The following is a 24,822-nucleotide window of genomic DNA, read 5'->3' as shown; positions in this document are numbered from 1 at the left end:
TTTCAGCCTTACCCAGATTAGTGCCTTCATTACCTTTAACCCCGCAGCCTCGCTGCATCAACCACCTTCCAACCATGTTGATACTACCGGGTTCCAATGCCCTGTCCGTATTTCGCAGCCAACGCCTCCTGAGCCAATTGCAAGCTGTCGCCCCGGCGATTACGGCGGTCCAGGCGCGTTTTTATCACTTTATCGATACCAGCGCGGTGCTGTCGGCGGACGACACGTCGCGCCTGTCCGCGATGCTAACCTACGGCGAACCTGCCGCAGAAAACCCGCGCGAAGGCGTGACGGAAGAATTCTTCGTCATCCCGCGCCTGGGCACCATCTCGCCATGGGCATCGAAAGCGACCGACATCGCGCACAACTGCGGCATGGCGCATGTGCACCGGATCGAGCGGGGGATTGCATTTTCGGTCAGCCTGAAAACGGGCATTCTGGGCAGCAGCATCGGCGCGGCCAAGAAGCTCTCCGACGAGGAAACCGAAGCGGTAGCAGCCCTGCTGCACGACCGCATGACCGAAAGCGTGCTGCGGAGCGCCGACCAGGCCTCAAGCCTGTTCCGCGAACTCGAAGCGCGGCCGCTGGAATCGGTGGACGTTCTCAAAGCCGGCAAGCACGCTTTGGAAAAAGCCAACACCGAACTTGGCCTGGCCCTGTCGGACGATGAAATCGACTACCTGTTTGACGCGTTCACGAAGGCCGGGCGCAACCCGACCGACGTCGAACTGATGATGTTCGCGCAGGCGAACAGCGAGCATTGCCGCCACAAGATTTTCAACGCCGACTGGATCGTCGACGGCGTGGCGCAGGACAAGTCGCTGTTCCAGATGATCAAGAACACGCACCAGTTGCAGCCGAAAGGCACGATTGTCGCCTACAGCGACAACTCGTCGATCATGGAAGGCGCCACCGTCATGCGCTTCTATCCGCGTGGCGCAGGGCACGAGTACGCCCCGTCGACGGAGCTGACGCACACCCTGATGAAGGTCGAAACGCACAATCACCCGACCGCGATTTCGCCGTTCCCCGGCGCCTCCACCGGCGCGGGCGGCGAGATCCGCGACGAAGGCGCGACCGGCCGCGGGGCCAAGCCGAAGGCTGGCCTGACCGGCTTCACGGTATCGAACCTGATGATCCCGGACGCAGTGCGTCCATGGGAAAACGCGGCCAACGTCAACCAGCCGTTCGGCGAGCGCGCGCAAGCAGCGGTCTACGGCAAGCCTGACCGCATCGCCTCGCCGCTGCAGATCATGATCGAAGGCCCGCTCGGCGGCGCCGCGTTCAGCAACGAGTTTGGCCGTCCGGTCCTGGGCGGCTACTTCCGCACCTACGAGCAGAATGTCGGCGCGCTGAGCGCGGGCACACCCGACGCGGTGTTCGGCTACCACAAGCCGATCATGATCGCCGGCGGCATCGGCAATATCTCCGGCCAGCACACGCACAAGAACGACATCCCGGTCGGCAGCCTGCTGATTCAGCTTGGTGGTCCGGGCATGCGCATCGGGATGGGCGGCAGCGCCGCGTCCTCGATGGCGACCGGCACCAACACGGCAGACCTGGATTTCGACTCGGTCCAGCGCGGCAATCCCGAAATGGAACGGCGCGCGCAGGAAGTCATCAACGCGTGCTGGCAGATGGGTGCGGACAATCCGATCATCTCGATTCACGATGTGGGCGCGGGCGGCCTGTCGAACGCTTTCCCGGAGATCACCAACGACGCCAAGCGCGGCGCGATTTTCGACCTGCGCAAGGTGCCGCTCGAAGAAAGCGGCATGGCGCCGAAAGAGATCTGGTCCAACGAATCGCAGGAACGCTACGTGCTGGCGATTGCGCCCGAGAGCCTGGCGCTGTTCGCCGCCATGTGCGAGCGTGAGCGCTGCTTGTTCGCGGCCGTCGGCGTGGCCACCGAAGAGCGCCAGCTCAAGCTGATCGATCCGGAACTGGGCAACTCCCCGGTCGACATGCCGATGGACGTCTTGCTCGGCAAGCCGCCCAAGATGCAGCGCGACGTCACCCACGTGCACAATGAATTCCCCGCAATCGACCTGACCGGCCTCAATCTGGCCGATGTGGCCAAGCGCGTGCTGCTGCTGCCCGCGGTGGCCGACAAATCGTTCCTGATCACGATTGGCGACCGTACCGTCGGCGGCACCACGGTGCGCGACCAGATGGTCGGCCCGTGGCAGGTTCCGGTGGCCGATTGCGCCGTTACCGCCATGAGCTTCGAAGGCTACCTTGGCGAAGCGATGGCGATGGGCGAACGCACCCCGCTGGCGGTGATCGACGCCGCCGCGTCGGGCCGCATGGCGGTCGGCGAAGCGGTGACCAACATTGCCGCCGCACCGATCCGCGATATCTCGGACATCAAGCTGTCGGCCAACTGGATGGCCGCCTGCGGCCAGCCGGGGCAGGATGCCGCGCTGTTCGACACCGTGAAGGCAGTCGGCATGGAACTGTGCCCGGCCCTGGGAATCAGTATCCCGGTCGGCAAGGATTCGCTATCGATGCGTACGACCTGGCGCGATGAAGACGCGGCCAAAGCGGTTACGTCGCCCGTCTCGCTGATCGTCTCCTCGTTTGCACCGGTCTACGACGTACGCCGTTCGCTCACGCCACAGATCAAGCAGGATGCCGGCGAGACCGCGCTGATCCTGATCGATCTGGGACGTGGCAAGAACCGCCTCGGCGCCTCGGCGCTGTCGCTGGTGACCCAGCAGCTCGGCAACGAGACGCCGGACGTCGACAGCGCGGACGACCTGAAAGGCTTCTTCGCGGCGATCCAGCAGCTTAACGCCGACGACAAGCTGCTCGCTTACCACGACCGTTCCGATGGCGGCCTGTTCGCCACCTTGTGCGAGATGGCGTTCGCGGGCCGCAGCGGCCTGTCGGTCAACCTCGACATCCTCACCCTCGAAGCCGGCCATGGCGCCGACTGGGGCGACGCCAAGAACTGGGCGGGCCAGGTGGCCGAGCGCCGCAACGAGCAAACCCTGCGTGCCTTGTTCAGCGAAGAACTGGGCGCCGTCATCCAGGTGCGTGCGGACGAAAAGTCGCTTGTGATGAACGTGCTGCGCGAGCACAATCTGGGCGCGTGCAGCCATATCATCGGCAAGCCGAACGAACGTGGCGTGATCGAATTCACGCGCGACGCCAAGGTGATCTACACCGAAGCGCGCAGCGCGCTGCACCGCGTGTGGAGCGAAACGAGCTGGCGCATTGCGCGCCTGCGCGACAATCCTGCATGTGCCGATGCCGAGTACGAGCGCCTGCTGGACGAAACCGATCCTGGCATTACGCCGAAGCTGACGTTCGACCCGAGCGAGAATATCGCCGCGCCGTTCGTAGCGACGGGCGTGCGGCCGCGCGTGGCGATCCTGCGCGAGCAGGGCGTGAACTCGCATATCGAGACCGCGTGGGTGATGCACCAGGCCGGATTTGCGGCGGTCGACGTGCACATGAGCGACCTGATTGCCGGCCGCGCCAAGCTGGACGACTTCCAGGGCATCATCGCCGTCGGTGGCTTCTCGTACGGCGACGTGCTCGGTGCCGGCGAGGGCTGGGCCAAGACGATTCTGTTCAACGCCCAGCTGGCGGACCAGTTCGCGCGCTTCTTCAACCGTGCCGATACGTTCGGACTGGGCGTGTGCAACGGTTGCCAGATGATGAGCAACCTGAAATCGATCATTCCTGGCGCGCATGCGTGGCCGAAGTTCACACGCAATAAATCGGAGCAGTTCGAGGCGCGCTTTGCGATGGTCGAGGTGCTCGATTCGCCGTCGATATTCTTTGGCGGCATGGCGGGCACGCAGGCGGCGATTGCGATCGCGCACGGCGAAGGGTTTGCCGACTTCTCGCAGACGGGCGATATCGGCGCGGTGGTCAAGGCGATGCGCTTTGTCGACAACCGCGGCGCGGCCACCGAGGCGTATCCGTTCAACCCGAACGGTTCGCCCGAGGGGCTGACGTCGGTGACGACGGCGGATGGACGCTTCAGCGTGCTGATGCCGCACGCCGAACGCGTATTCCGCTCGGTGCAGCAGTCGTGGCATCCGGAAGCATGGGGCGAGGATTCACCGTGGATGCGCATGTTCCGCAATGCGCGCAAGTGGGTCGGCTAAGTTAAGCAAAACGCAAAACGTAGAACGCAGCACCCAAAACGAGCCACAGCCCTCAAAACCGTCATTCCCGCCCGTGCGGAATGGCGGTTTTGCAGTTAACGTGAATCGGTTGAGAACACGGCCTTGTGGCCGAAAACCTGACAGCTGGAGCATTTACGATGAACATAACAATTGAAGAAATCGACAGCGCGTCGATGCGCCTGATCGGCTACACCCCGCAACCGAGTTTCGTCGTCCACTTCCGCAGTGCCGCCTTCAGCGGCATTGCCCGGCTGGTACCGGCGCTCGAACGCGCCGAGGATTGCCTGGGCATGGAATTCGGCGTCGAAATCACCCAGGGTTCGGTCACGCAATTTGGCGTGCTCGATCAAGCGGCAATGAACGCCGTGGAAGCGCTGGACACACCGGGATCATTCAAGGTCACCGGCATGCTCGAAAGCCAATCGGTGTACAGCGACCCGAGCGCACAACGCCATGCGTTCATCATGGCCGGCGAAGCCTGTTTCTGTTTATCGGAAGAAGAAATGGGGGGGGTGTGGCCCGAACCGGGCAGCACGGTCGCCTTTGTGGCGCACGACGTGACGCTCTGGGACGAGGCGCTTTAAGCGGGGCCACTCCGAAACCGCCGAAAATTCCGTCACTCCAAGTCCAGCCCTGCCAGGAGCGCATACAGGTCGATCAGCTTATCGCCGCTCTGGAACGTGTAGCGCCCATTCAGTAGGATGTGCCGCCATGCCACCGGCGATATCCTGGTAATCAGCGGCTGGCAGCCATCGTTTGTTGTTGCACCCGAATCGCGTCAGGGGGGAGAAACCAATGATTGAAGGTGTGCATAGCCTGCTGCTTGCGCGAAGTCGGGAAGTCGCCAGATTGTGCCGTTCACGCCCCAAGTGCCATCGACCACGTCATGCAACATGACGGAAGTAGCTAGTTGTCGTTTCTCGGCCGTCGGCAATGCCTGCTTAAATGCCTGGTGAGCCAGATCGACGAAAACGGCCCGCGCGGCGCCATCCAAGACACCCGCCGGAAGGTAGATCATGGCAAGGCAAGGGAGAATCTGCTCAGTCATGTCGATCGCGCCGCAGGTCCAGGAACCTGACTCGACCTCTTCAACTATGACCCAACAAAGTATCCTCTTCCTGGGGTCGTCCGGGATCTGCTCGGCAGTGGCGGCGGCGTCGGTAAGCTTCCGTACTAACATAGTACGGTGTTCGGTTGGAAATGAGCCCTTCGGAATCTTGACGAGAATATTTGGCATGGTCAGCCCTTCTGTTAATTAATTGGAGTTTGTATTAAACCGCCAATTGACTTAAGATCGTAGTGTCTGTTTTGACATATATCGAGCTATATCGGCCAATGATCGATTTCACAATTCTTATTTTGCCTGGTGCCTTTCCGTCGAGTGTGACGCTGACGCTGGACATTCTATCGACCGCCGCCTCGCTGGCTAGAAGCGTTGGTTGCGCTGAACCTCGGTGGCGTGTGTACTCAACTGCAAGCGACATTCGCCTCGGTCACGGTATGAAAATCGACGCAAGAACTTTGCCGAAAACAGTGCGCGCTGATGGCTCCACTTGGGTGGTTCCTGGCCTCGGACTCGAGAGCCACCGCGCAGTAATGAATCGCCTTGCGCAGCCTGATGCGCTGCGCGCAATTAAGGCGCTTCAAGACCATGCGCGAACAGGTGGAACTGTGGCCGCGTCGTGCTCAGCCGTTTTTTTACTTCAGTCCGCCGATCTTTTGGTGGGGAAAAAGGTAACGACATCTTGGTGGTTTGCGTCGTTATTGCAGCAACTTGAGCCGCGTTGCGTGGTTGATGCCGACCGCATGGTTATATGCGATGGAATGATCGTGACTGCCGGAGCGGCATTCGCACAGACCGATTTGATGCTGCATCTTTTGCGGACGCAGTTTAGTCCTGCACTGGCCGACGCAGTCGCACGCACGCTGTTGATTGATGGTCGGCAATCGCAGGCGCAATTCGTCGTTCCTGCCATGCTCGCCAATGGCAATCAATTGATCGTGAATTTGGTGGCATGTATCGAGTCCGCTCTGCCAAATCCGCCCAGCGTTTCAGATCTGGCGAAAAAATTCTGCATGTCTGACCGTACTCTCTCGCGTCACGTACGAGCAGCCACCGGGCGTAGCACTTCGGCGTTACTGCAGAGCGTTCGGCTTAGCAAGGCACGCATGCTGCTTGAAACAAGCAAGTTGACGGTTGAGCAAGTGGCTGAACGCGTAGGCTATGCCGATACGACCGCACTCAGGCGCTTGATGCGCAAAGTGATGGGCGCGACGCCAAGGCAATTTCGGCCGGCAGTGTCCAATCTTTCTGGGTAAAATTCAGACGAGCCGAGTTTCGCGGCCTGCGGCTACCGGAAGCCTGGCGTATCTTTAATTTCCCTTTCGTCAAACGCCCCCGATTTGGAGTGACGGAATTTTCGGCGGTTCCGGCTTGGAACCCCTTTAACAAGACGCGCTTCACAGCCGCGCAATGGTTCGCTCCACGCCGAACCATCTGCCAACCGCATTCCCTTATAGTCAGGTCTTCAGTTCACCGAGGACCATCATGACCATCGCCTGCTTTATCCGCTACGAAATCGACCCCTTCCAGCGCGACGCTTTTCGCGCGTATGCCGAGAACTGGGGCCGCATCATTCCCCGCTGCGGCGGCAACCTGATCGGCTACTTCCTGCCCCTCGAAGGCACCAATTACGAAGCCTGGGGCATGGTCGGATTCGACAGCCTCGCCGCCTACGAGGCCTACCGCGCGCGCCTGCGCCTCGACCCCGAGAGCCGAGCCAACTTCGCCATGGCGCAGGAAAAGCGCTTCATCCTGCGCGAAGAGCGCACCTTCACCGAGGTGGTCGAGAGCGCGTTCCAGCGGGCCGCGCAATGATCGCCGTGATCTTCGAGGTGATCCCGCACGAGGCGCAGCGCCAGGCCTACCTGGACGCCGCCGCGAACCTGCGGCCTGAACTCGAACGGATGGATGGCTTCCTGTCGATTGAACGCTTCCAGAGCCTGACGGACCCCGGCAAGATCCTGTCGCTGTCGTTCTGGCGCGACGAGGAGGCGGTGCGCGCATGGCGCAACCACGGCTTGCATCGCGACACGCAGGAGCAGGGGCGCGCGTTCATCTTCGCCGATTACCGCTTGCGCGTGGCGGCCGTCATGCGCGATTACGGCATGCATGAACGGGCGGAAGCGCCGGCCGATTCGCGCGCCCGGCATGAGCCGCCGCCGGCTTGAGGTCCCTGGTGCGCATCGCGCACATTGGGGATGAGATCGCCTCGTGCGGCATCCAGCGCTGTTACCGGACCTTGATGACAACCTTGCCCTTGGCCCTGCCTGCTTCAACGTAATCGAGGGCCGCGTTGGTTTCCTCGAACGGAAAAATGCGGTCGATCACGGCGCCGATCTTGCCGCCGTCGATCAGGCTGGCGATCTCGGCCAGCTGTTTGCTGTCGGCGCGCATGAAGAGGAAAGAGTAGCTGACACCGAGCTTGCGGGCTTTCCTGCGTGTGCCTGCACTGAGTAGCGTCATGACCAGCTTTACAAACCACGGCAGCCCCAGTTCCGTGGCAAAATCCGCGTCTGGCGGTCCGGAGATGGAAATGAGCTTTCCGCCCGGTTTGAGCAAGCGCAGCGATTGTTCCAGCGTGGCCGCATCCTGGCTATTGAGCACAACATCATAGTCGCGCAAGACATCCTCGACATTCTCCTTTTTGTAGTCGATGACGATATCGGCCCCGAGCCGCCTGACCATCTCGATATTCGCGCCGCTGGCGGTGGTCGCCACGCTCGCCCCCAGATGCTTGGCCAGCCGGATGGCAAACGAGCCCACGCCGCCGGAACCGGCCTGAATGAACACTTTCTGCCCCTTTTTCAGACCGGCTTTCTCGACCAGCGCCTGCCACGCCGTCAGCCCGACGAGCGGGATCGAGGCCGCTTCCTCCATCGACAGGGTGACGGGCTTGAGCGCGACGTCGCATTCGTTGATCGCAATATACTCGGCGAAGGTGCCGATGCGGTCCTTGTCGGGCCGCGCGTAGACTTCGTCGCCCACCTTGAAGCGGCGTACCCGCGAACCCACCTTGACCACCACGCCGGCAACGTCGTTACCCATGATCTGCGGCAGGCGGTAGGGCAGGACCAGCTTGAATTCGCCGCTCTTGATCTTGGCGTCCAGCACATTGACGGCCGCCGCGTGGATCTGCACCAGCACATCGTCGTCCCACACGACCGGTTCCGCCACCTCGGCCTTGCGCAGCGCGCCTGTCTTTGAATATGCTTCCAGGATGAATGCTTTCATGATCGGGCTGCTTCGAGGCGCAGGTCTTTGCGGATGCCGGCATCGACCAGGCTGGCTGGAGCGAATCTGCGCAGCAGGCGCATGCGAGCGGCGAGGGTGCCGGCAGCGTAGCGCAGCTTCGGGTGCGCCGCTGTTGCCGCCTGCAAGACGGTCTCCGCTACGACGTCCGGCCCCTGCGCCGTGAGCAGCACCTCTTTTACGCGCGCGTTCAAGGCGGCGCGCAGTGCGCCATACATGGCAAGCGGCAGATCGGGATCGAGCGAGTTGGCGTCGAACGAGGTCTTGATATAGCCCGGCTCGATCACCAACACGCGGATGCCGAGGGTGCGCAGCTCATGGTCGAGCGATTCGGAATAGCCGGCGACAGCGTGCTTGGTGGCCGAATACAGGGCCATGTAAGGCATCGGCAGGAAACCGAGCACCGAGCCGATATTCAGAATGCGGCCGCTGCCCTGCTTGCGCATGTGCGGCACCACGGCGCGCGTCATGCGCACCATGCCGAAGAAGTTGGTGTCGAAGATGGCGCGCGCCTGCTCAAGCGAGCTTTCCTCGGCGGCGGCCGGCGCCACGCCGAAGCCGGCGTTGTTGACCAGCAGGTCGATGCGGCCATGGCGGCGCAGCACTTCCGCAATCGCAGCCTCGGCCGAGTCGTCGCTAGTCACGTCCAGCGTCAGCATGTCCACCTTTCCTTGCGCGCTCGGCGAGGCGGCGCGGGTGGTGCCGTGGACGGTGTAGCCAGCCTGCGCGAGACGCTGCGCGGTCGACTCGCCGATGCCGGAGGATGCCCCGGTGATCAATGCAATTTTGTTGTTCATAATGTTATTCCGTTCTTCATGGCGATCTGATTCAGTGGCAGGGCCAGATGTGGTATATGACGATTATCATATTATGGGGTAAAAAAATTGGCGTGACGAGGCGCCATGTTCAATTGCTGGCGGGGTTCAGGGTGTGTTTCGCGTGGTGCAAAAAACTGTCGGCAAGCTTGGGATCGTCGACGGCGCGCGCCAGCATCAGGCTACCGATCAGGGTGGCCAGCGTGGTGACGGCCTGCTCGTGCACGCCGGGCTGGCCCCAATCCGGCGACTGGCGCGCGATGAGATCGATCATGGCCTTGATATGCTGGGTGGCGGCGCGCCGCACTTCCGGCGCCTGGCGCGGCATTTCCGAGCATAGTGCCGCCACGGGGCAGCCGATTTCGATCGCGGCCAGGTGCTGTGGCGACAAGTAAGCGTGGATCAGCGCCTGCAAGCCTTGACCCGGGGATGCAGTGGCGGCGATGCGCGCCGATACGGCCACTGCGTCGGCGCCGGCCCGGTCCGCCGCTTCGGCCAGCAAGGCGTCGCGCGAGGCGAAGTGGGCGTAAAAGCCACCATGGGTCAGGCCCGCTTCTTTCATGATGTCGGCCACGCCCGTGCCGGCGTATCCGCTGCGCCGGATCGCCCGCGAGGCAACCTCGACGATGCGTTCGTGGGTGGCTTCCTTGCGGCTTGACGCGCCGCGCCTTGGCTTCGGATTGTACATGATAGTCATCATATACTAGTTTTTGCTAATGTGCCGAACAGATCTCCTCAGGCGCGCCACCAACGAAATCTCCCAATCGCGGCTTCGGTAAGCCAGGCTCGATGGTCCGGAACGACGAGCTGGCTGTACGGTGGACAGACTTCCACTCAAGTAGCAAACTCACCGGCGATACCGCATATGCCAGCTTGCCGTCGGGCGACCAGCGCAGGCCGGAGACCGGATCGCTGCCATTGGAAACCTGCCGCGGGTAGCCGCCCTGGGCCGGAATGATCCAGGCCTGCGGCGAGCCGCTGAGGCTCGTGATGTAGGCGATCTGCGTGCCATCGGGCGAGTAGTGCGCCGAACTGGCGCTGTTCACCTTGCCCATGGCGGTGATGCGGGCTTCCAGCGTGGGGGCAGTGAGGGGGTTGGCGAACAGCGCGGGCGCGGCGGTCAGCAGCAGGGCGAGGGGAAGGCAGAAGTAAAAGAGAGTGCGCATACGAGGCTTCCTTTGGGTTCCATTAACCTTGTCGTTTTGTAAGTGGATCAACCAGCTTGTCCAGAGAGCGCCAGGGCAATAATCGCTCGAGATGCGAACGTCATGCCTGGCCGCAGCTGCTTAGCGGAGTACCTTATTTCTTCATCCATGTAGATGGATCAGTGGCTTGCTTCCAGTTCTCCCGCCAATCGACGTCGCCCGCGAGGAACGGCAGCGTCGGCTGATGTTCGTCTTTCAGGAAGCCGGCGTCATAGCCCATCAGGCTGATAGCGATCTTGAACGTGGACGCCGGTGTCACGCGCTGCGCGCAGTCGCTACGCTGCACCAGGACCTTGCCGGTCCGGGCATCGGCACCTGCGGTACAAATTTCATGTGCGCCCACTGCGGCGTGGGTCAAACTGAGCGCCCATGCGCAGGCGAGGGGCTTGAACAGAGTCATTCTTCTTCCTATTGGGTGATTAGAAATTGGCTTCATAGACGAGGCGCAGCAGTGTGTGCGTACCAGCGTCGGTGCGGGTCTGGCGCCAACCGTCGGCATCTTCATACCGTTCCACATTGATGCGGTCTTGCCGCAGCAGGTTGGCCAGCGTCAGGCGCAGTGTTCTACCGGGATGCAGTTGCCAGGCCGCGCGCAGGTCCAGTTTGCGTTCATGCGAGGCAGTGGCCAGCCTGTTTGCGGACGCGCGGCTGTCACCTCCGGCCTGGAAGTTGAAATCCCCGCCGAGCGTCAGCCCCTGGCGACGGTAATCGAGCGACAGGTTGGCGCTCAATGGGATCTGGCTGTCCGGTCGGTTATGCGGTCCTGGCACGCTACTGGTGCGGGAACGATTCAGCGCCAGGTTGCTACGCATGCGCAAGGCCGGCGTCAGTGCCAGTTGCGCTTCCAGCGCAAAGCCATAGACGTCTGCATGGCCGTGGTTACCGTTGACGGCCACCCAGCGACCAGCCTCCAGGCCGACCCGCTGCAAGACGACATCATCAATGCGGCGGGCAAACAGGCTGGCACTGAGCGTGGCGTCTTTTCCCAGAGGGTGGTCATATACCGCATCGAGGCCCCAGGCCAGTTCCGGACGCAGTTGCGGGTTGCCGCGCAGGTCAGGCGTAGTAGGACTATTGTTATTATCGATGGTGTAGCGGCGCGGGATCAGGTCCAGCATGATTGGTGCCTTGTAGGTCCGGCTGGCCCCCAAGCGCCATTGGCTACCGGATGGCAGCTTGTGCAGCCACTGCAGCACGGGGCTCAGTACCCGGCTGTCTTGCTCGGTCAAGGCGGCGCTATTGCTGCCGCCAGCGCCGGTACGCAGCGTTTCCCAGCGCAGGCCCAGGGACAGCACCTCGGCATTGAACGCCCATTCGTCCTGGACGAAACCCGCCAGTCGCCGGATCGTCCCGTGGTAGCTTTCGCCGGTGGTTGAACGGATTGCGCCGCTGCCATCACGTTCCAGTTCATCGCGTGTTTGGCGGCGGCGCACAGTGGCGCCATCCCAGCCCAGCACCAGCGAATGGCCGCCGGCCAGTTGGCGGGCATATTTGCCTTGATGGGTCAGGCCGGTCTCTCTGATATCGGAACTCACGTGACGCACAATGGCGGGACCGGCGGCGTTCGCCCCGGTGAAATCGAATGCGGAACTGCGCGGGTTGTGGGTGCCACTGAGCTTGAGCTCCAGTTTGCCGTCGGCCAGCGCATGCTGCCATGACCAGTCACTGCGCCACAGTAGGGAGCGCGTGCGCAACAGACTGGCGGCCTGCGAAAAGTCGCCCGCTGCGCCCGCCAGCACGGTGTCGTCTCCGGCAAATTCAATCCTACGACGGAACAGGTTGATGAAGTTCTGGACGTTGATGCTGTCGCCATTGTCGGGCGTCCAGTCGATGCGCGGTGTCAGGTTGAGGGCATCGCCAACGTTCGATTCATGCACCAGAGAGGTACGCGCGCCCGTGATCGCGCCGTGGGCAGCGCCGACGGTATCGCGTACGGTCCGATCTTCCGGCCTGCCACTACGCACCAGGTTCGCACCGACGCTGTATGACCAGCCTGGCGCCTTGCCCGTTCGCTGGCCGGCAATGCTGGGCGAATCGGCGCCGTTGATGCGTTCCCACCCGAGCCTGAACTCCTGTTGCTCGCGCCCCGAGTTCTTGCGCAGGATAATATTGATGGTGCCCGCCACGGATTGGGCGCCATGCTCGGCCGATGCGTTGCGTATGACTTCTATGCGTTCGATCAGCTCTGGCGCCAGCGCATCGAGTGCAAATCCGGCGGGCGCAGGCACGCCATTGAGCAGCAATTGGGTGTAGCCCCTGCCCAAACCACGCATCCGGATCTCCACGCCACGGCCGTTGCCTTCGGTAACGGTAACGCCAGGCAGGCGCCGCAATGCTTCCGACAAGCTACGGTCGCCATTGGCCGCCAGTGTGGCCCGGTCCAGCACCAGCATGGCGGCAGTGTCTTCGCGGCGCTGGTCGTAGCGTGCAGACTTGATTTCAACAGTCGGCTGCTGGGCCGCTGCATTGTTGAAGGCCATGGCTAGCGCCAGGCAAATAATCCTGTATTTCATGCGATTCTCTAGGGTGAACGCCGCCGCTGCCGCACTTGGCGGCAGGGCTCAAATGGCGTGGGTTGAATTAACGGGAGCGCAGTGTGTCGCGGGCGTTCTTGGCACTGTCAGTGCCATCCTGGCTGCCAAGCAGCAGCTCAGGATCAAGCTTGATGTTATTGCGGTGGATTTCCAGGTGCAGATGGGGACCGCTGACGCGGCCGGTGGCGCCGGTGTGGCCGATAAGCTGCCCCTTTGCCACGGCCTCACCCACTTTGACGCTGCGCTGATTCAAGTGAGCGTAGACAGAGCGCAGCCCGCCGGCGTGTTCGATGGCGATCACCTCTCCGTACCTGGCTTCGCCCTGGTAGAGATCGGTCGATGCGGTGACTGTGCCAGACGCCGGCGCCATGATCGGTGTGCCTGCCCGCGCCGCCAGATCGATGCCGCCGTGAGGCGTGGCACCGGCTGTCCTGACGGTGCCAAAATAGCTGGTGATGCGCATGCGCTGCAGGGGCGCCAGCCATTGGGGGAGCGGTTCTGCCGCCGGATTGACAGGATGCGGCGACGTATCGACGGCCCGCAGGGCGAAGGCCGGCTGCAAGACGACGCTGGCAAGCAGCAGCGCAATGAGCAGGCAGCCAGATGCAGCGCGCACTGCGGCATGCGAATGGAAAGCAATACCGTCACGTATCAGCGCGGCGCGGGCGCTCACGCAATCGCGCAATTGTCCGCGAAACGCCATTGCGGCATATGCCGGGCTGGTCTGCTGCATCTTGAACTGCGCGATCAATGCAGCGGCAAAGCGCTTGCGTTGTTGCAGTGTGCTGCCAGCTAACACCGCGCGGTCGCAAGCGAGTTCCTGCGCCCAGGTGAGCTGGCGGCGTAGCGCCGGTAGCGCTGGATTAAACCAGAGCAGGATTTGCAAGCTTAGCGCCATATGCAACCCTAACTGGTCCAAGCGTGACAGGTGTGTCAGTTCGTGTTCGATCACCAGCCCTTGCTGATCCAGGTCCAGATCCCGCAAGTGCCGCGGTAGCAAAAGCATCGGGCGCAGCAAGCCTGCCAGCATAGGTGGAACTGGCGCGTCGACTTCAAAGACGGGCGGCAGCCGGTTGCGATGCGAGGCCAGCGCCTGGTGATCGCTGATGTCCGCCGGGGACAATCGCTGTGCTGCCGCCTTCAATGCGATCACTATGCGCCGATCACGCCGGCAGCGGGCGCTTGCATGAATGAACCCGGCCAGGTAGATCAACAACCATGCATTGCCAAGCCATGCGAGCGCTTGCACCGGTTTTACGGTAGCCAGGTCGATGCCATCGAAGCCCTCAAGTTCGGCATCATGTTTTACGTCCACATGAGCGGCAGGTGTCGTGCTTAGTTCTACGGCGGGAAAAATGCTGAAGCGGGACGCGCCCGGTAGTAAGACCAGTACCAGGACAGCGGCGGCCCCAAGCTGGGCAAGCAGCCAGGGCGCGCGTTGGGCAGCCAGTCCGGGCCAGAAGTGTAACGCAAGCCACAAGAGGGCCCAGGCGGCGCCAGCCAATATGCTGGTGATGCATGCCTTCAGGAATAGCAGGGAGAACTGGGAAAACATGTTTACTCCTTTTCCTCTGGCCAGTCGTTGAGTAATCGCTCCAACTCTTTCAGCTCGCGCTGGTCAATTAACTGACTGCCGGTAAACATATTGACGGGGAGTGGTGACTTCATTTCCATGACACGGTGGCCGAAATCATGGGCAAAGGCGGCAAGTGTCTCTACCTTTTCCAGCACCGCGGTGTAGACATTCGCACCATGCTGGCTGTGCTGGCTAATCATGCCTTTTTCCAGCATGCGGTCCAGTGTTTTGCGGGTGGAGGAAAATGACCAATGCAGCTCTTCCTCGGCATGTTGATGGATCGCGCGCGCGCTCAGGGGATGCTGTTTCCACAAACACTTTAACAGGCTCAACTCAGTAATGGATGGAATGGACATCGGACGTCTCCTTGTGGCGAATGCCGCAATTTTGCGACATATGTCGCATGTTTGCAAGAAATTTATGCGACAATTGTCACACACGGTGGTTTCCCGGATTACTTCAAGCCGAAAGTCCTTGCGTCATCCGTCACGCCCACGCCAGGTCGAAGCGGACGCGCAGCTCTTCGGTCAGTTCCGCTACTACTTGTGGACCGGTGACCTTGGCTTTGCCTGCTATCTGTGGGACTGCCTGCGCGCCGAAGCGCAATTTCCCACACTCGACGTTTTTTACACTCCCCCGCATTAAGGTGAACAGCATGCTGAAAAAATTACTCCTGGCGCTCGCTCTTGGTATGACGTTAATCCCTTCTGTTCACGCTCAATCGATTGCCTTTACCTTCGATGACGGGCCGGAGCTGGCCGAGACGCCGCGCATGTCGCCCCAGCAGCGTAACCAGGCCATGCTCGACGCCCTTGCAAAGCACAAGGTCAAGGCCGCCCTGTTTGTCACCGTGGGCAATGGCGCCGACCGGCCCGCCGGCCTCGCGCTGGCACGCGCCTGGGGACAGGCCGGCCACGCGGTGGGCAATCACTCCATGACGCACCCTGATTTCCACGATGCCCAGGTCAGCCTGGCGCAGTTCCAGCAGGAACTGATCGATTGCGACGCGGTGATCAGCACGCTGCCCGGCTACCAGAAGTGGTTTCGCTTTCCTTATCTGCGCGAGGGGAATGTGCCCGAAAAGCGTGATGGCATGCGCGCTTTCATGAAAGCGCAGGCTTACCGCAACGCCTATGTGAGCCTCGATACCAGCGACTGGCGCTTGAACGACAAGCTGATTGAGGTGCTGAAAAGCGGCAACGCGGCTGCCGTCGGTCCGGTCCGGGAGGCCTACCTGGCGCACGTTCGCCAGCGGGCACAGGCCTACCGGTCGCTGTCGCACACCTTGCAGGGCAGGGACATTGCGCAGGTGATCCTGCTGCACCATAACCTGATCAACGCGATGTGGCTCGATGACGTGATCGCCATGTTCAAGCAGATGGGGTGGACGATCACAACGCCGGAAGCCGCGTTCGCCGACCCGGTTTACCAGCTCGTTCCCGAACGCGAAACAGCCGGGCAAAGTCTGTTGCTGTCGATGGCGCGCAGCCTGGGTGTCGGTAAGTTCGAAGGCTGGTCGCGCCTGGTCGATGATGGCGATTACGAGATCGCCGCGCTGAAGGCGCAGGGCATCTGACTGCCTTCACCTTGCAGCGCCCCCGCGGTCGATTGCCTGCAGCTGCGCCGTCGCTTTCACTCGAGGCCACTAAAGCCACTTTCCGTCCAGTCGCCGCCGCCGCCATGTCCGCGCTGGCGATGCTGGTCTCGATGAACACGGCCCAGGCCGCCACTTTCAAGGACGTCCAATTGGAGCAGCTGCAAGATGCGGCAAGTATGCTGAGCTGGAACAGAAGGCGCAAGCCCGGGTGAAAGCCAACGCAGTCGATGCTGAGGCCAGCGCGGCATCGGGCTGCGCAAACACGTCCAGGTACAGCTTTTCATCGAGCACGGCCAATTCCCGCCGCGCCGCCACACGAAGAAGTTCACCGGCCAGCGTCATCAGGATACGGTAGTTGCCGGCGGCGTAGTCGCACAGTGTCTGGCGCAATCCTGGCGTCATCAGACTGGCATTGCCGGCGCCGGCGAGCAGGTGATTGAGGCAGGCCAGCAGCTCGTCCCTGCTTGCAGGGCAAGTCACAGTTGCCTTGGATGATCCGCTTCGACGGTCTTCATCGCGTGTGAGACTGGAATAGACGAAAAAAAGCGCATCCGAGGATGCGCTCTTGTAGCGGATCGACCAGGCTTACTTGATCGTCGCTTTTTTCATCAAATCTTCGCGGAACTGCTGCAGCTTGCGCTGTTGTAGCGATTCGGCGACTTGCTGCTTGATTTCTTCCAGTGGCGGAACCTTGGTTGCACGGGAATCTTCCAGCTTGATGACGTGGTAGCCGTACTGCGTCTTGACCGGGGTATCGGTGATCGCGCCTTTTTGCAGGGCGACCATGGCCTTCGAGAACTCAGGCACATAGTTGTTCGGGCTCGCCCAGTCCAGATCACCGCCGTTGGCTGCCGAGCCGTCTTTCGAGGAGGCCTTGGCCAGCTCTTCAAACTTGCTGCCGGTTTTCAGCTTGGCGATGAGCGCCTTGGCTTCTTCTTCGGTTGGCACCAGGATGTGCTTGGCGTGGTATTCCTTGTCGCCGACCGTCGATTTGTACTTGTCGTACTCGGCCTTGATCTCGGCATCCTTGACAGGGTTCTTCTTGACGTAGTCGGCCAGCATCGCGTTGATGATGATGCTCTGGCGCGCGTTCTCGAGCGCGGACTTGACTTCAGGACGCATGCCGAAGCCTTGCTTGTCAGCTTCCTGGATCATCACTTCACGGCCGATCAGGTCTTTCTTGATCGCTTCGCGCAGTTGCGGAGAATCGGTTTGCTTGCCTTGAGCGACGACCTGCTTGACGATCTGATCGACCCTGGCGGCTGGAATGGCTTTGCCGTTGACGGTAGCAATAGGAGCACTACTCGGAGCACTGCTCGGAGCACTAGTTTTTTGCGCGAACGCAGGCGCGGTGGCCAGCGCGAGGATGGCTAACAACAGGCGGGCAGGCTTCAACATCATTATTTTAGATCCTATAAATTACAAAAGTATGCGGCTGGACGGATCATACCGCCAATCTCGCCCAGCGAGCGCCGGCGCACGTGTGCGCCGGCCGTACGATCTTACTTGATCGCCGCTTTCTTGATCATTTCTTCCTGATAGGCTTGCAGTTTCTTTTGCTGCAGCGAATCGGCAATTTGTGGCTTCACTTCGTCGAACGTCGGCAGTTTGGCTGCGCGCGTATCGTCGAGCTTGATGACGTGGAAGCCGGCCGGCGTTTGCACCGGGTTCTCGCCGACCTGGCCTTTTTGCAGGCTGACGAAGGCGTCGCTGAACGGTTTCGGGAACGACGATGGCAGTGCCCAGTCCAGATCGCCACCGCTGTTGGCGGTGCCGGTATCCTTGGAGGTCTTGGCCAGGTCTTCAAACTTGGCGCCGCCCTTCAGCTTGGCGATGACGGCCTTGGCGTCGGCTTCGTTCTCGGCCAGGATGTGGCGCACATGGTATTCCTTGTCGCCGGCCTGCGCCTTGTAGCGCTCGTATTCGGCCTTGATGTCGGCGTCGCTGACGGCGTTCTTGCTCACATAGTCACGCACCAGTGCGTTGATGACGATGGTCTGGCGCGCGCTGTCGAGCTGCTGCTTGACGGTGGCGTCTTTCTCGAAACCCTTTTTCAGGGCTTCCTGCATCATGACTTCGCGGGCGATCAGGTCTTTCTTGACCATCTCGCGCAGTTCCGGGGAATCCGGCTGCTGGCCTTGGGCAACAACTTGCTTGACGACTGCATCGACACGCGCCAAAGGAATGGGCTTGCCGTTGACAACGGCGGCATTCTGCGCAAAGGCAGGCATGGCGGCAACGGCGATCAGTGCTAACAGCAAGCGGGCTGGCTTAAAGGTCATTATTAAATCCTGTTTGAAAAAGTTACTCGGACAAAGGTTAGATTAGTTTTTTTACTTTACGTTCAATTGTCGGACATATTTCTTAACGCGCTCTGAAGCCGCAATGATCACAGCTCGGACGGCGCCAGCGCAGTGATGGCAAGTGCATGGATTTCATTGTGCATCATATCGTGCACGGAATCATACACGAGTCGATGTCGCATGACGAGTCTGAGCCCCTCGAAACGCGCCGAGACGATCTTGAGGCGGAAGTGGCTGCCTCCAGAAGCGGCCCCGGCGTGGCCTGCATGCAGGGCCGATTCGTCGGTCAGTTCGAGCACGCTCGGTTCGAGCGCGGCCGTGAGAAGCGCGCGGATGCGCTCGGGACGGGTAGCCATGATCATGCCTGTTTCTCCGCTTCGATGTACTTCGACAGCATCAGCGTTTGCACGATGATGAACACGAACAGCAGGCCGTTGATGCCGAACAGCTTGAAGCTGACCCAGGCGCTGGTGTTGCCCTTGAAAATGACGAACGCGGCCAGCAGGTTGACCAGGCCGAGCGCGAAGAAGAACACCATCCATGACAGGCCCACGTTCTTCCACACCGGCTCGGGCAGCTTGATCTGCGCTTCCATCGCCTGGCGCATCAGGTTCTTGCCGAAGCCGAACTGCGCCACGCCCATGGCGAACGCGAAGACCCAGTAGATGATGGTCGGTTTCCACTTGATGAAGGTGTCGTCGTGGAAGTAGATCGTCATGCCGCCGAAGAAGGTGATGATGAGAAAGGACACCCACAGCATGGCGTCGATCTTGCGGCCGCGCAGCTTGAGGTAGACCAGCTGAAAGGTGGTGGCGACGATCGCGACCACCGTGGCGATCATGATCGGCGCCTGATCCGGCTTGATGCTCCCTCCGGCAACGAGTCCGCCCAGATAGGTGGTGGCGATGCCGAACGATGCCTGCTGATATACCTCGGCGAGCTTGAAGACGCCGAAGAACAGCAAAATGGGGAAAAAGTCGAACAGAAGTTTCATGTTGTTATTGGTGGTTCAAGTTGGGTCGAAACGCAGTGACGCGGAATTAATGCAATAGCGCAATCCGGTCGGCGGCGGGCCGTCCGGAAACACGTGGCCGAGATGCGCGTCGCAGACCGCGCAAATGATCTCGGTGCGCAGCATACCATGCGTGCGGTCGGTTTTTTCGATCACATTGGCCGGGTCGAGCGCCTTGAAGTAGCTCGGCCAGCCGCAGCCGGAATCGAATTTGGTATCGGAGGCGAACAGCGGCGTGTTGCAGCACACGCAGGTGTAGATGCCGTGGTCGTGGTGGTCCCAGAACTTGCCGGTGAAGGCGCGTTCGGTGGCCGCGTGGCGCGTGACCTCGTATTCCATCGGGTCGAGCATGGCACGCCATTCGGCGTCGGTTTTGGTGACTTTATCGGACATGGCGGCTTCTTTCAGGATGAACAGCTCACTTCGAGGTGGCTCGCCCAGTCGGGCGGCAACGCTGCGTAGTGTTCGTTGTGGGGTTGTTCGTCGAATGGATGCTCCAGCACGGCAAGCAGCCGCGCCACTTCGGAGAAATCCTTGTTTTGCGCTTTTTCGATGGCGACCTGGGCCAGGTAATTGCGCAATACATACTTTGGGTTGACACGGTCCATTGCAAGCTTGCGCTGCGCGTCGACGCTCGCTTCGGCCCGCAGGCGGGCGCGGTAACGGGCCGCCCAGGCATTGAAGTCCTCGCGTACATAAAACATGTCGCGCAAGGGGCTGTCCTGTGCGGGGTCGCCGGCCGCCGGAGCGCCGGCCGCCGGATCGCCGGCCTGCAGCGTGCCGAGCTTGCGGAAAAACTGGGTGAAGTCGACATGGCTGTCGTTCATCAGCGTGAACATGGCGTCGAACAGCTGCGCGTCGTCTTCCTGGGCCGTGGTCAGGCCCAGCTTGGCGCGCAGCAATTCGTCGATCTTGCTGGCGAAGGCCGGCTGGTAGAGCGCCAGCGCATCCTGCGCTTCCTCGACGCTGCCGATCAGCGCCAGCAGGGCTTGGGCCAGGGCGTAGCAATTCCAGTGGCCCACCTCGGGCTGGTTGGCGTAGGAATAGCGCCCCTGCTGGTCGGTGTGGTTGCAGATGTGCTGGGCATCGAAGGCTTCCATGAAACCGAACGGGCCGTAGTCGAGCGTCAGGCCGAGGATCGACATATTGTCGGTGTTCATGACGCCATGCATGAAGCCGACCGCTTGCCAATGCGCAATCATGTGCGCGGTGCGGCGGGTGACTTCCTGCAGCAGGGCCTGGTAGGGGTTCGGCGCGCCGCTCAGTTCCGGGTAAAAGGTGGCGATGACATAGTCGGCCAGGATGCGCAATTCTTCCGGCTTGTCGCGCGAAGACCAGTGCTCGAACGAGCCGAAGCGCACGAAACTTGGCGCCATGCGCGTGACCACGGCCGCGCTTTCGACCGTTTCGCGAAAGATACCCTGGCCGGAACCGGTAACGACAAGGGCGCGCGTGGTCGGGATGCCGAGCGCGGCCATTGCTTCGGAGCACAGGAATTCGCGGATCGACGAGCGCAGCACGGCGCGCCCGTCGCCCATGCGCGAGTATGGAGTCTTGCCGGCGCCCTTGAGCTGCAGCTCCATCGGTCCCTGCGTGCCGGCGAGCTGGCCGAGCAGGATCGCGCGGCCATCGCCGAGCTGGCCGGCCCAGACACCGAACTGGTGCCCGGAATAGACGGCCGCGAGCGGCTTGGCGCGTGGCGGCACATGGTTGCCGGTGAAAGTGGCGACGAAGTCATCCTGCGCCAGCATGGCCGGGTCGAGCCCGACCAGCGCGGCCGCGCGCGCGCTGGCGGCGACAAAGTAGGGCGCAGGCAGCGGCGTCGGCATGAGCCGGGTGTGGAAAGCGGGAGGCAATTCGGCAAAGGAATTGTCCAGTGGCAAGTCATCGACGTTAATAGCTGATCCAGTCGCGGTAGTGGGTGAAAACAATAGCGGAATTCTACCGTACCGTCCATTTTTTGGCCGGGCCCGCACGCGCCGCCGAGCTCCCGGCGCAAGCGTGGCGCAGTGGACCGGTTGGTCTGGATGCGCTGCACCATCGAAATTGATTGACTGTTTTAGCACGGTCGTACGAAACTTAGTCAACGGTCGCCGTAGCGCGGCCGCAATGCGATGACAGGAGTATTAATGACGTCTTACCCGATGAGCCCATTGATGGGGCAAATGATGGACCAGCCATTGCTCATCTCCAGCATTATCGAATTCGCGGCAAGGCATTACGGCAGCACCGAAATCGTTTCACGGCGGGTCGAAGGCGACTTGCACCGCTACACTTACCGCGACTGCCACCAGCGCGCGCGCCAGATGGCCAACGCGCTTACCGGCCTGGGCGTCAAGCTCGGCGACCGGGTCGCCACCCTGGCCTGGAATGGCTACCGCCACATGGAACTGTATTACGCGGTGTCCGGATCGGGCGCCGTGCTGCATACGATCAACCCGCGCCTGCACCCGGAACAGATCGCCTACATCACCAACCACGCCGAAGACCAGTACCTGTACTTCGACCTGACCTTCCTGCCGCTGATCGAAGCCGTGGCCGCTCACTGCACGACCGTCAAGGCATTCATCCTGATGGCCGGGCGCGAGCACATGCCGGCCGAGACCAAGATCCCGCAACTGCTGTGCTATGAAGATCTCATTTCAAGCAGCTCGGACGATTACCAGTGGCCGCTGTTCGACGAGAATTCGGCCGCTTCGCTGTGCTATACGTCGGGCACCACGGGCAACCCCAAGGGCGCGCTGTACTCGCATCGTTCCACCGTGCTGCATGCGTATGGTTCGGCGATGCCGAACGCGCTCAATGTGTCCTCGGCCGACACCGTGTTGCCGGTCGTGCCGATGTTCCACGTCAATGCCTGGGGCTTGCCGTACTCGGTGCTGCTGTCGGGCGCCAAGATGGTGTATCCGGGCGCGGCGCTGGACGGCAAGTCGCTGTACGAGCTGTTCGAGGCTGAAAAAGTCACGTTCTCGGCCGGCGTGCCGACGGTCTGGCTGGGCCTGATCAACCATGCGCTCCAGAACCAGCTGCAGTTCAGTACCTTCCGGCGCACGGTGATCGGCGGCTCGGCCTGTCCGCCCGCGATGATGGATACGCTGATCGACAAGTTCAATGTCGAGGTCATCCATGCCTGGGGCATGACGGAAATGTCGCCCCTGGGCACCGCGGGTGGCTTGCAGACCAAGCATCTGGTGTTGCCGAAGGATGCGCAGCGCAAGATTTTGCAAAAGCAGGGCCACGCGGTGTACGGCGTCGACATGAAGATCGTCGACGATGCAGGCACCGAGTTGCCTTGGGATGGCAGCACCTACGGTCACTTGCTGGTCAAGGGGCCATGGATTATCAAGAGCTATTTCAAGAATGAAGGCGGCGACGTGCTGCAGGATGGCTGGTTCCCGACCGGTGACGTGGCCACGATCGATGCCGACGGCTACATGCAGATTACCGACCGCAGCAAGGACGTGATCAAGTCGGGCGGGGAATGGATCGGCACGATCGACCTGGAGAACATTGCCATGTCGCATCCGTCGGTGCTGCAGGCGGCGTGTATCGGCATCGCGCATCCAAAATGGGATGAACGTCCGCTGTTATTGGTGGTCAAACGACCAGGGATGGAAGTGACGCGCGAGGAGATGCTGGCGTTTTTTGAAGGCAAGATCGCCAAATTCTGGATGCCGGATGATGTGGTGTTCATCGATGCATTGCCGATGGGGGCGACGGGCAAGATTCAAAAGAACAAGCTGCGCGATCAGTTCAAGGCGCATCAGTTGCCGGTGGGTTGAGGCGAGATACATAGCAGTCAGCTATAGCCTTTATTTACGCTAACTTGCAAACCGTCGCCCCCGCGCCAAGGCGGCCCTCGGCGGGGGCCCAAGTTCTGCGATCTGTCGTAGGCTTCAGCACAAACTTGGGCCCCCGCCTGCGCGGGGGCGACGGTTTTAAGACCAGTGGCCGTGACATCATTAACATTTAACAAGAGGTTTTAAGCACCAGATGGGCAGCACTCGCTGCAAGGGCATCAGACCCGCATAGACAATAGAGAAGGATGGAGACGCATGATCAAGACTATTCGCCCGTTGACACTGGCTGTTTCGTTTGCATTGCTGTCGGCTTCGGCCCAGGCTGAAACAGTGAAGATTGCCTACATCGACCCTCTATCGGGGCCCTTCGCGCCGGTCGGGCAGAACCAGCTCAAAAGCTTCCAGCTGATCGCCGACATGGCCACCCAGCAAAAGTGGGCCGGCGAGCACAAGGTCGAGGTGGTCGGCTTCGACAACAAGGCCAGCCCACAGGAATCCCTCACCCTGCTCAAGACCGTCATCGACCAGGGTTACCGCTACATCACCCAGGGCAGCGGCTCCGGCGTCGGCCTGGCCCTGCTCGATGCGATCAACAAGCATAACGAGCGCAATCCGGGCAAGGAAGTCGTTTTCCTGAACTACGCGGCCATCGATCCCGACATGACGAACAGCAAGTGCAGCTTCTGGCACTTCCGCTTCGACGCCAATTCCGACATGAAAATGGAGGCGCTGACTTCCTACATGGCGCCCAACAAGGACATCAAGAGCGTCTATATCATCGGCCAGAACTACGCCTTCGGCCAGGCCGTCAGCCGCGCCGCCAAGGAATACCTGAAACGCAAGCGCCCTGACATCAAGATCGCCGGCGACGACTTGCACCCGATCGCCCAGGTCAAGGATTTCTCGCCCTATATCGCCAAGATCAAGGCTTCCGGCGCCGATACCGTCATCACCGGCAACTGGGGCGCCGATCTGGCGCTCCTGATCCGCGCCGCCAAGGATGCCGACCTCAAGGCCAATTTCTACACCTACTACGGCGTCACCACGGGCGTGCCGACCGCCATGGGCGCGGCCGGCGCCGACCGCGTCAAGATTGTCGGCAACTGGATGGTCAACAACGACAAATTCCTCGGCAAGGACATCGTCGAAGCGTTCAAGAAGAAACACAACGACGATTATTACGCGGCCCAGACCCACAGCGCCATCGGCATGCTGTCCCAGGCCATCAAGACCGCCAAGACCACCGACCCGGTGAAAGTGGCGTTCGCCATGGAAGGCGCCAAGTTCAACAGCATCAACGGCGAAGTCATCATGAACAAGGCCGACCACCAGCTGCAGCAGCCGCTGTTCATCGGCACCTGGACCAAGACCAACGGCAAGGACATCAAGTACGACCAGGAAAATACCGGTTACGGCTGGAGAATGGACAAGAAGATCGACGCCTATCTGGCGAATCAGCCGACTTCCTGCCAGATGAAGCGGCCCGGGGCGTAACGCCAAGGCCGAGGGGCGCGCCGTCCGGTCAC

Annotated in this window: 24 protein-coding genes and 1 pseudogene; 8 read left to right on the top strand and 17 right to left on the bottom strand. The window is 61.3% G+C overall.

Going from position 1 to position 24,822, the window contains the following annotated elements:
* Nucleotides 1–74: 74 nt before the first annotated feature.
* The gene (gene purL, locus CR152_RS24200; RefSeq protein WP_099879272.1) at nucleotides 75–4,121 is read left to right on the top strand and encodes a phosphoribosylformylglycinamidine synthase; all 4,047 of its coding nucleotides are present in this window, start codon (nucleotides 75–77) and stop codon (nucleotides 4,119–4,121) included.
* Between the two features lie 158 nt (nucleotides 4,122–4,279).
* Entirely contained in the window at nucleotides 4,280–4,726 is a 447-nt protein-coding gene (locus CR152_RS24195; protein WP_099879271.1) for a hypothetical protein, read from the top strand.
* 194 nt (nucleotides 4,727–4,920) lie between these two features.
* On the opposite strand, the gene CR152_RS24190 is transcribed toward CR152_RS24195, so the two are convergent.
* A complete protein-coding gene (locus CR152_RS24190) occupies nucleotides 4,921–5,379 on the bottom strand; it encodes a tautomerase family protein (RefSeq protein WP_099879269.1) in 459 nt (152 codons plus the stop codon).
* 98 nt (nucleotides 5,380–5,477) lie between these two features.
* Here CR152_RS24190 and CR152_RS24185 point away from each other — a divergent pair, with 98 nt between their 5' ends.
* The 3 genes from CR152_RS24185 to CR152_RS24175 all read left to right on the top strand — a co-directional run bounded on the left by CR152_RS24185 (nucleotide 5,478) and on the right by CR152_RS24175 (nucleotide 7,373).
* Nucleotides 5,478–6,461 carry a GlxA family transcriptional regulator gene (locus CR152_RS24185; protein ID WP_099879267.1) on the top strand — a complete coding sequence of 328 codons (984 nt, stop codon included), beginning with the start codon at nucleotides 5,478–5,480 and terminating at the stop codon, nucleotides 6,459–6,461.
* Between the two features lie 229 nt (nucleotides 6,462–6,690).
* A complete protein-coding gene (locus CR152_RS24180) occupies nucleotides 6,691–7,020 on the top strand; it encodes an NIPSNAP family protein (RefSeq protein WP_099879265.1) in 330 nt (109 codons plus the stop codon).
* Nucleotides 7,017–7,373 (top strand): antibiotic biosynthesis monooxygenase family protein, encoded by a 357-nt coding sequence (locus CR152_RS24175; RefSeq protein ID WP_099879263.1) that lies wholly within the window; start codon nucleotides 7,017–7,019, stop codon nucleotides 7,371–7,373. The genes CR152_RS24180 and CR152_RS24175 overlap by 4 nt, the downstream gene beginning before the upstream one ends.
* Nucleotides 7,374–7,434: 61 nt before the next feature.
* Here CR152_RS24175 and CR152_RS24170 read toward each other — a convergent pair whose 3' ends face one another.
* The 9 genes and pseudogenes from CR152_RS24170 to CR152_RS33225 form a co-directional block, all read right to left on the bottom strand.
* Complete coding sequence (locus CR152_RS24170; protein ID WP_099879261.1) at nucleotides 7,435–8,436, bottom strand: NADP-dependent oxidoreductase; 1,002 nt, start codon at nucleotides 8,434–8,436, stop codon at nucleotides 7,435–7,437.
* Nucleotides 8,433–9,251: an oxidoreductase gene (locus tag CR152_RS24165; protein WP_099879259.1), complete on the bottom strand. Its 819-nt coding sequence runs from the start codon at nucleotides 9,249–9,251 to the stop codon at nucleotides 8,433–8,435. Before CR152_RS24165 ends, CR152_RS24170 begins: the two co-directional genes overlap by 4 nt.
* Before the next feature lie 109 nt (nucleotides 9,252–9,360).
* Complete coding sequence (locus CR152_RS24160) at nucleotides 9,361–9,969, bottom strand: TetR/AcrR family transcriptional regulator (protein ID WP_099879257.1); 609 nt, start codon at nucleotides 9,967–9,969, stop codon at nucleotides 9,361–9,363.
* Between the two features lie 13 nt (nucleotides 9,970–9,982).
* Nucleotides 9,983–10,435, bottom strand: coding sequence for a TolB family protein (locus CR152_RS24155; protein WP_099879255.1), 453 nt, complete (start codon nucleotides 10,433–10,435; stop codon nucleotides 9,983–9,985).
* A 139-nt stretch (nucleotides 10,436–10,574) separates the two neighbouring features.
* Nucleotides 10,575–10,874 (bottom strand): annotated as a pseudogene (locus tag CR152_RS24150) (penicillin-binding transpeptidase domain-containing protein); the annotation flags it as partial.
* 19 nt (nucleotides 10,875–10,893) lie between these two features.
* The gene (locus tag CR152_RS24145; RefSeq protein ID WP_370663862.1) at nucleotides 10,894–12,954 is read right to left on the bottom strand and encodes a TonB-dependent receptor plug domain-containing protein; all 2,061 of its coding nucleotides are present in this window, start codon (nucleotides 12,952–12,954) and stop codon (nucleotides 10,894–10,896) included.
* Between the two features lie 100 nt (nucleotides 12,955–13,054).
* The gene (locus CR152_RS24140) at nucleotides 13,055–14,563 is read right to left on the bottom strand and encodes a peptidoglycan DD-metalloendopeptidase family protein (RefSeq protein WP_099879249.1); all 1,509 of its coding nucleotides are present in this window, start codon (nucleotides 14,561–14,563) and stop codon (nucleotides 13,055–13,057) included.
* A 2-nt stretch (nucleotides 14,564–14,565) separates the two neighbouring features.
* Nucleotides 14,566–14,940, bottom strand: coding sequence for a BlaI/MecI/CopY family transcriptional regulator (locus tag CR152_RS24135; protein ID WP_099879247.1), 375 nt, complete (start codon nucleotides 14,938–14,940; stop codon nucleotides 14,566–14,568).
* Between the two features lie 130 nt (nucleotides 14,941–15,070).
* Nucleotides 15,071–15,241 carry a hypothetical protein gene (locus CR152_RS33225; protein ID WP_157778706.1) on the bottom strand — a complete coding sequence of 57 codons (171 nt, stop codon included), beginning with the start codon at nucleotides 15,239–15,241 and terminating at the stop codon, nucleotides 15,071–15,073.
* Here CR152_RS33225 and CR152_RS24130 point away from each other — a divergent pair.
* Nucleotides 15,240–16,160, top strand: coding sequence for a polysaccharide deacetylase family protein (locus CR152_RS24130; protein ID WP_099879245.1), 921 nt, complete (start codon nucleotides 15,240–15,242; stop codon nucleotides 16,158–16,160). The two genes, CR152_RS33225 and CR152_RS24130, sit on opposite strands and share 2 nt — an antisense overlap.
* Nucleotides 16,161–16,316: 156 nt before the next feature.
* Here the strand turns inward: CR152_RS24130 and CR152_RS34365 are convergent, their stop codons facing one another.
* The 7 genes from CR152_RS34365 to CR152_RS24095 all read right to left on the bottom strand — a co-directional run bounded on the left by CR152_RS34365 (nucleotide 16,317) and on the right by CR152_RS24095 (nucleotide 21,379).
* Nucleotides 16,317–16,661, bottom strand: coding sequence for a hypothetical protein (locus tag CR152_RS34365; protein WP_229413563.1), 345 nt, complete (start codon nucleotides 16,659–16,661; stop codon nucleotides 16,317–16,319).
* Between the two features lie 105 nt (nucleotides 16,662–16,766).
* Complete coding sequence (locus CR152_RS24120; RefSeq protein WP_099879243.1) at nucleotides 16,767–17,582, bottom strand: peptidylprolyl isomerase; 816 nt, start codon at nucleotides 17,580–17,582, stop codon at nucleotides 16,767–16,769.
* 101 nt (nucleotides 17,583–17,683) lie between these two features.
* Nucleotides 17,684–18,463, bottom strand: a complete 780-nt coding sequence (locus CR152_RS24115) for a peptidylprolyl isomerase (protein WP_099879241.1) — start codon at nucleotides 18,461–18,463, stop codon at nucleotides 17,684–17,686.
* A gap of 107 nt (nucleotides 18,464–18,570) precedes the next feature.
* Entirely contained in the window at nucleotides 18,571–18,840 is a 270-nt protein-coding gene (locus tag CR152_RS24110) for a BolA family protein (RefSeq protein ID WP_099879239.1), read from the bottom strand.
* Nucleotides 18,841–18,842: 2 nt separating this feature from the next.
* A complete protein-coding gene (locus CR152_RS24105; RefSeq protein ID WP_099879237.1) occupies nucleotides 18,843–19,478 on the bottom strand; it encodes a septation protein A in 636 nt (211 codons plus the stop codon).
* A 15-nt stretch (nucleotides 19,479–19,493) separates the two neighbouring features.
* A complete protein-coding gene (gene msrB, locus CR152_RS24100) occupies nucleotides 19,494–19,889 on the bottom strand; it encodes a peptide-methionine (R)-S-oxide reductase MsrB (RefSeq protein ID WP_099879236.1) in 396 nt (131 codons plus the stop codon).
* A gap of 11 nt (nucleotides 19,890–19,900) precedes the next feature.
* Complete coding sequence (locus CR152_RS24095; protein WP_267876250.1) at nucleotides 19,901–21,379, bottom strand: protein adenylyltransferase SelO; 1,479 nt, start codon at nucleotides 21,377–21,379, stop codon at nucleotides 19,901–19,903.
* 246 nt (nucleotides 21,380–21,625) lie between these two features.
* On the opposite strand from CR152_RS24095, the gene CR152_RS24090 reads away from it, so the two are divergent.
* Both CR152_RS24090 and CR152_RS24085 read left to right on the top strand, forming a co-directional pair.
* Nucleotides 21,626–23,278, top strand: a complete 1,653-nt coding sequence (locus CR152_RS24090; RefSeq protein WP_099879231.1) for a 3-(methylthio)propionyl-CoA ligase — start codon at nucleotides 21,626–21,628, stop codon at nucleotides 23,276–23,278.
* A 273-nt stretch (nucleotides 23,279–23,551) separates the two neighbouring features.
* Entirely contained in the window at nucleotides 23,552–24,790 is a 1,239-nt protein-coding gene (locus CR152_RS24085) for a branched-chain amino acid ABC transporter substrate-binding protein (protein ID WP_099879229.1), read from the top strand.
* The last annotated feature ends 32 nt before the right edge of the window (nucleotides 24,791–24,822 follow it).

The sequence above is a fragment of the Massilia violaceinigra genome, assembly GCF_002752675.1.
In the GTDB taxonomy this organism is placed as follows: domain Bacteria; phylum Pseudomonadota; class Gammaproteobacteria; order Burkholderiales; family Burkholderiaceae_D; genus Telluria_A; species Telluria_A violaceinigra.
This window is presented reverse-complemented; position numbering and strand designations above follow the sequence as displayed.

What these genes read in the sequence shown, in the direction of transcription:
- CR152_RS24120 (WP_099879243.1), bottom strand. Translation starts at nt 17,582, where the DNA reads ATGATGTTGAAGCCTGCCCGCCTGTTGTTAGCCATCCTCGCGCTGGCC.
- CR152_RS24170 (WP_099879261.1), bottom strand. Translation starts at nt 8,436, where the DNA reads ATGAAAGCATTCATCCTGGAAGCATATTCAAAGACAGGCGCGCTGCGC.
- CR152_RS24140 (WP_099879249.1), bottom strand. Translation starts at nt 14,563, where the DNA reads ATGTTTTCCCAGTTCTCCCTGCTATTCCTGAAGGCATGCATCACCAGC.
- CR152_RS24165 (WP_099879259.1), bottom strand. Translation starts at nt 9,251, where the DNA reads ATGAACAACAAAATTGCATTGATCACCGGGGCATCCTCCGGCATCGGC.
- CR152_RS24195 (WP_099879271.1), top strand. Translation starts at nt 4,280, where the DNA reads ATGAACATAACAATTGAAGAAATCGACAGCGCGTCGATGCGCCTGATC.
- CR152_RS24175 (WP_099879263.1), top strand. Translation starts at nt 7,017, where the DNA reads ATGATCGCCGTGATCTTCGAGGTGATCCCGCACGAGGCGCAGCGCCAG.
- CR152_RS24090 (WP_099879231.1), top strand. Translation starts at nt 21,626, where the DNA reads ATGACGTCTTACCCGATGAGCCCATTGATGGGGCAAATGATGGACCAG.
- CR152_RS24110 (WP_099879239.1), bottom strand. Translation starts at nt 18,840, where the DNA reads ATGGCTACCCGTCCCGAGCGCATCCGCGCGCTTCTCACGGCCGCGCTC.
- purL (WP_099879272.1), top strand. Translation starts at nt 75, where the DNA reads ATGTTGATACTACCGGGTTCCAATGCCCTGTCCGTATTTCGCAGCCAA.
- CR152_RS24190 (WP_099879269.1), bottom strand. Translation starts at nt 5,379, where the DNA reads ATGCCAAATATTCTCGTCAAGATTCCGAAGGGCTCATTTCCAACCGAA.
- CR152_RS24185 (WP_099879267.1), top strand. Translation starts at nt 5,478, where the DNA reads ATGATCGATTTCACAATTCTTATTTTGCCTGGTGCCTTTCCGTCGAGT.
- CR152_RS24130 (WP_099879245.1), top strand. Translation starts at nt 15,240, where the DNA reads ATGCTGAAAAAATTACTCCTGGCGCTCGCTCTTGGTATGACGTTAATC.
- CR152_RS24115 (WP_099879241.1), bottom strand. Translation starts at nt 18,463, where the DNA reads ATGACCTTTAAGCCAGCCCGCTTGCTGTTAGCACTGATCGCCGTTGCC.
- CR152_RS24105 (WP_099879237.1), bottom strand. Translation starts at nt 19,478, where the DNA reads ATGAAACTTCTGTTCGACTTTTTCCCCATTTTGCTGTTCTTCGGCGTC.
- CR152_RS24155 (WP_099879255.1), bottom strand. Translation starts at nt 10,435, where the DNA reads ATGCGCACTCTCTTTTACTTCTGCCTTCCCCTCGCCCTGCTGCTGACC.
- msrB (WP_099879236.1), bottom strand. Translation starts at nt 19,889, where the DNA reads ATGTCCGATAAAGTCACCAAAACCGACGCCGAATGGCGTGCCATGCTC.
- CR152_RS24160 (WP_099879257.1), bottom strand. Translation starts at nt 9,969, where the DNA reads ATGATGACTATCATGTACAATCCGAAGCCAAGGCGCGGCGCGTCAAGC.
- CR152_RS24180 (WP_099879265.1), top strand. Translation starts at nt 6,691, where the DNA reads ATGACCATCGCCTGCTTTATCCGCTACGAAATCGACCCCTTCCAGCGC.
- CR152_RS24085 (WP_099879229.1), top strand. Translation starts at nt 23,552, where the DNA reads ATGATCAAGACTATTCGCCCGTTGACACTGGCTGTTTCGTTTGCATTG.
- CR152_RS24145 (WP_370663862.1), bottom strand. Translation starts at nt 12,954, where the DNA reads ATGGCCTTCAACAATGCAGCGGCCCAGCAGCCGACTGTTGAAATCAAG.
- CR152_RS24135 (WP_099879247.1), bottom strand. Translation starts at nt 14,940, where the DNA reads ATGTCCATTCCATCCATTACTGAGTTGAGCCTGTTAAAGTGTTTGTGG.
- CR152_RS33225 (WP_157778706.1), bottom strand. Translation starts at nt 15,241, where the DNA reads ATGCTGTTCACCTTAATGCGGGGGAGTGTAAAAAACGTCGAGTGTGGG.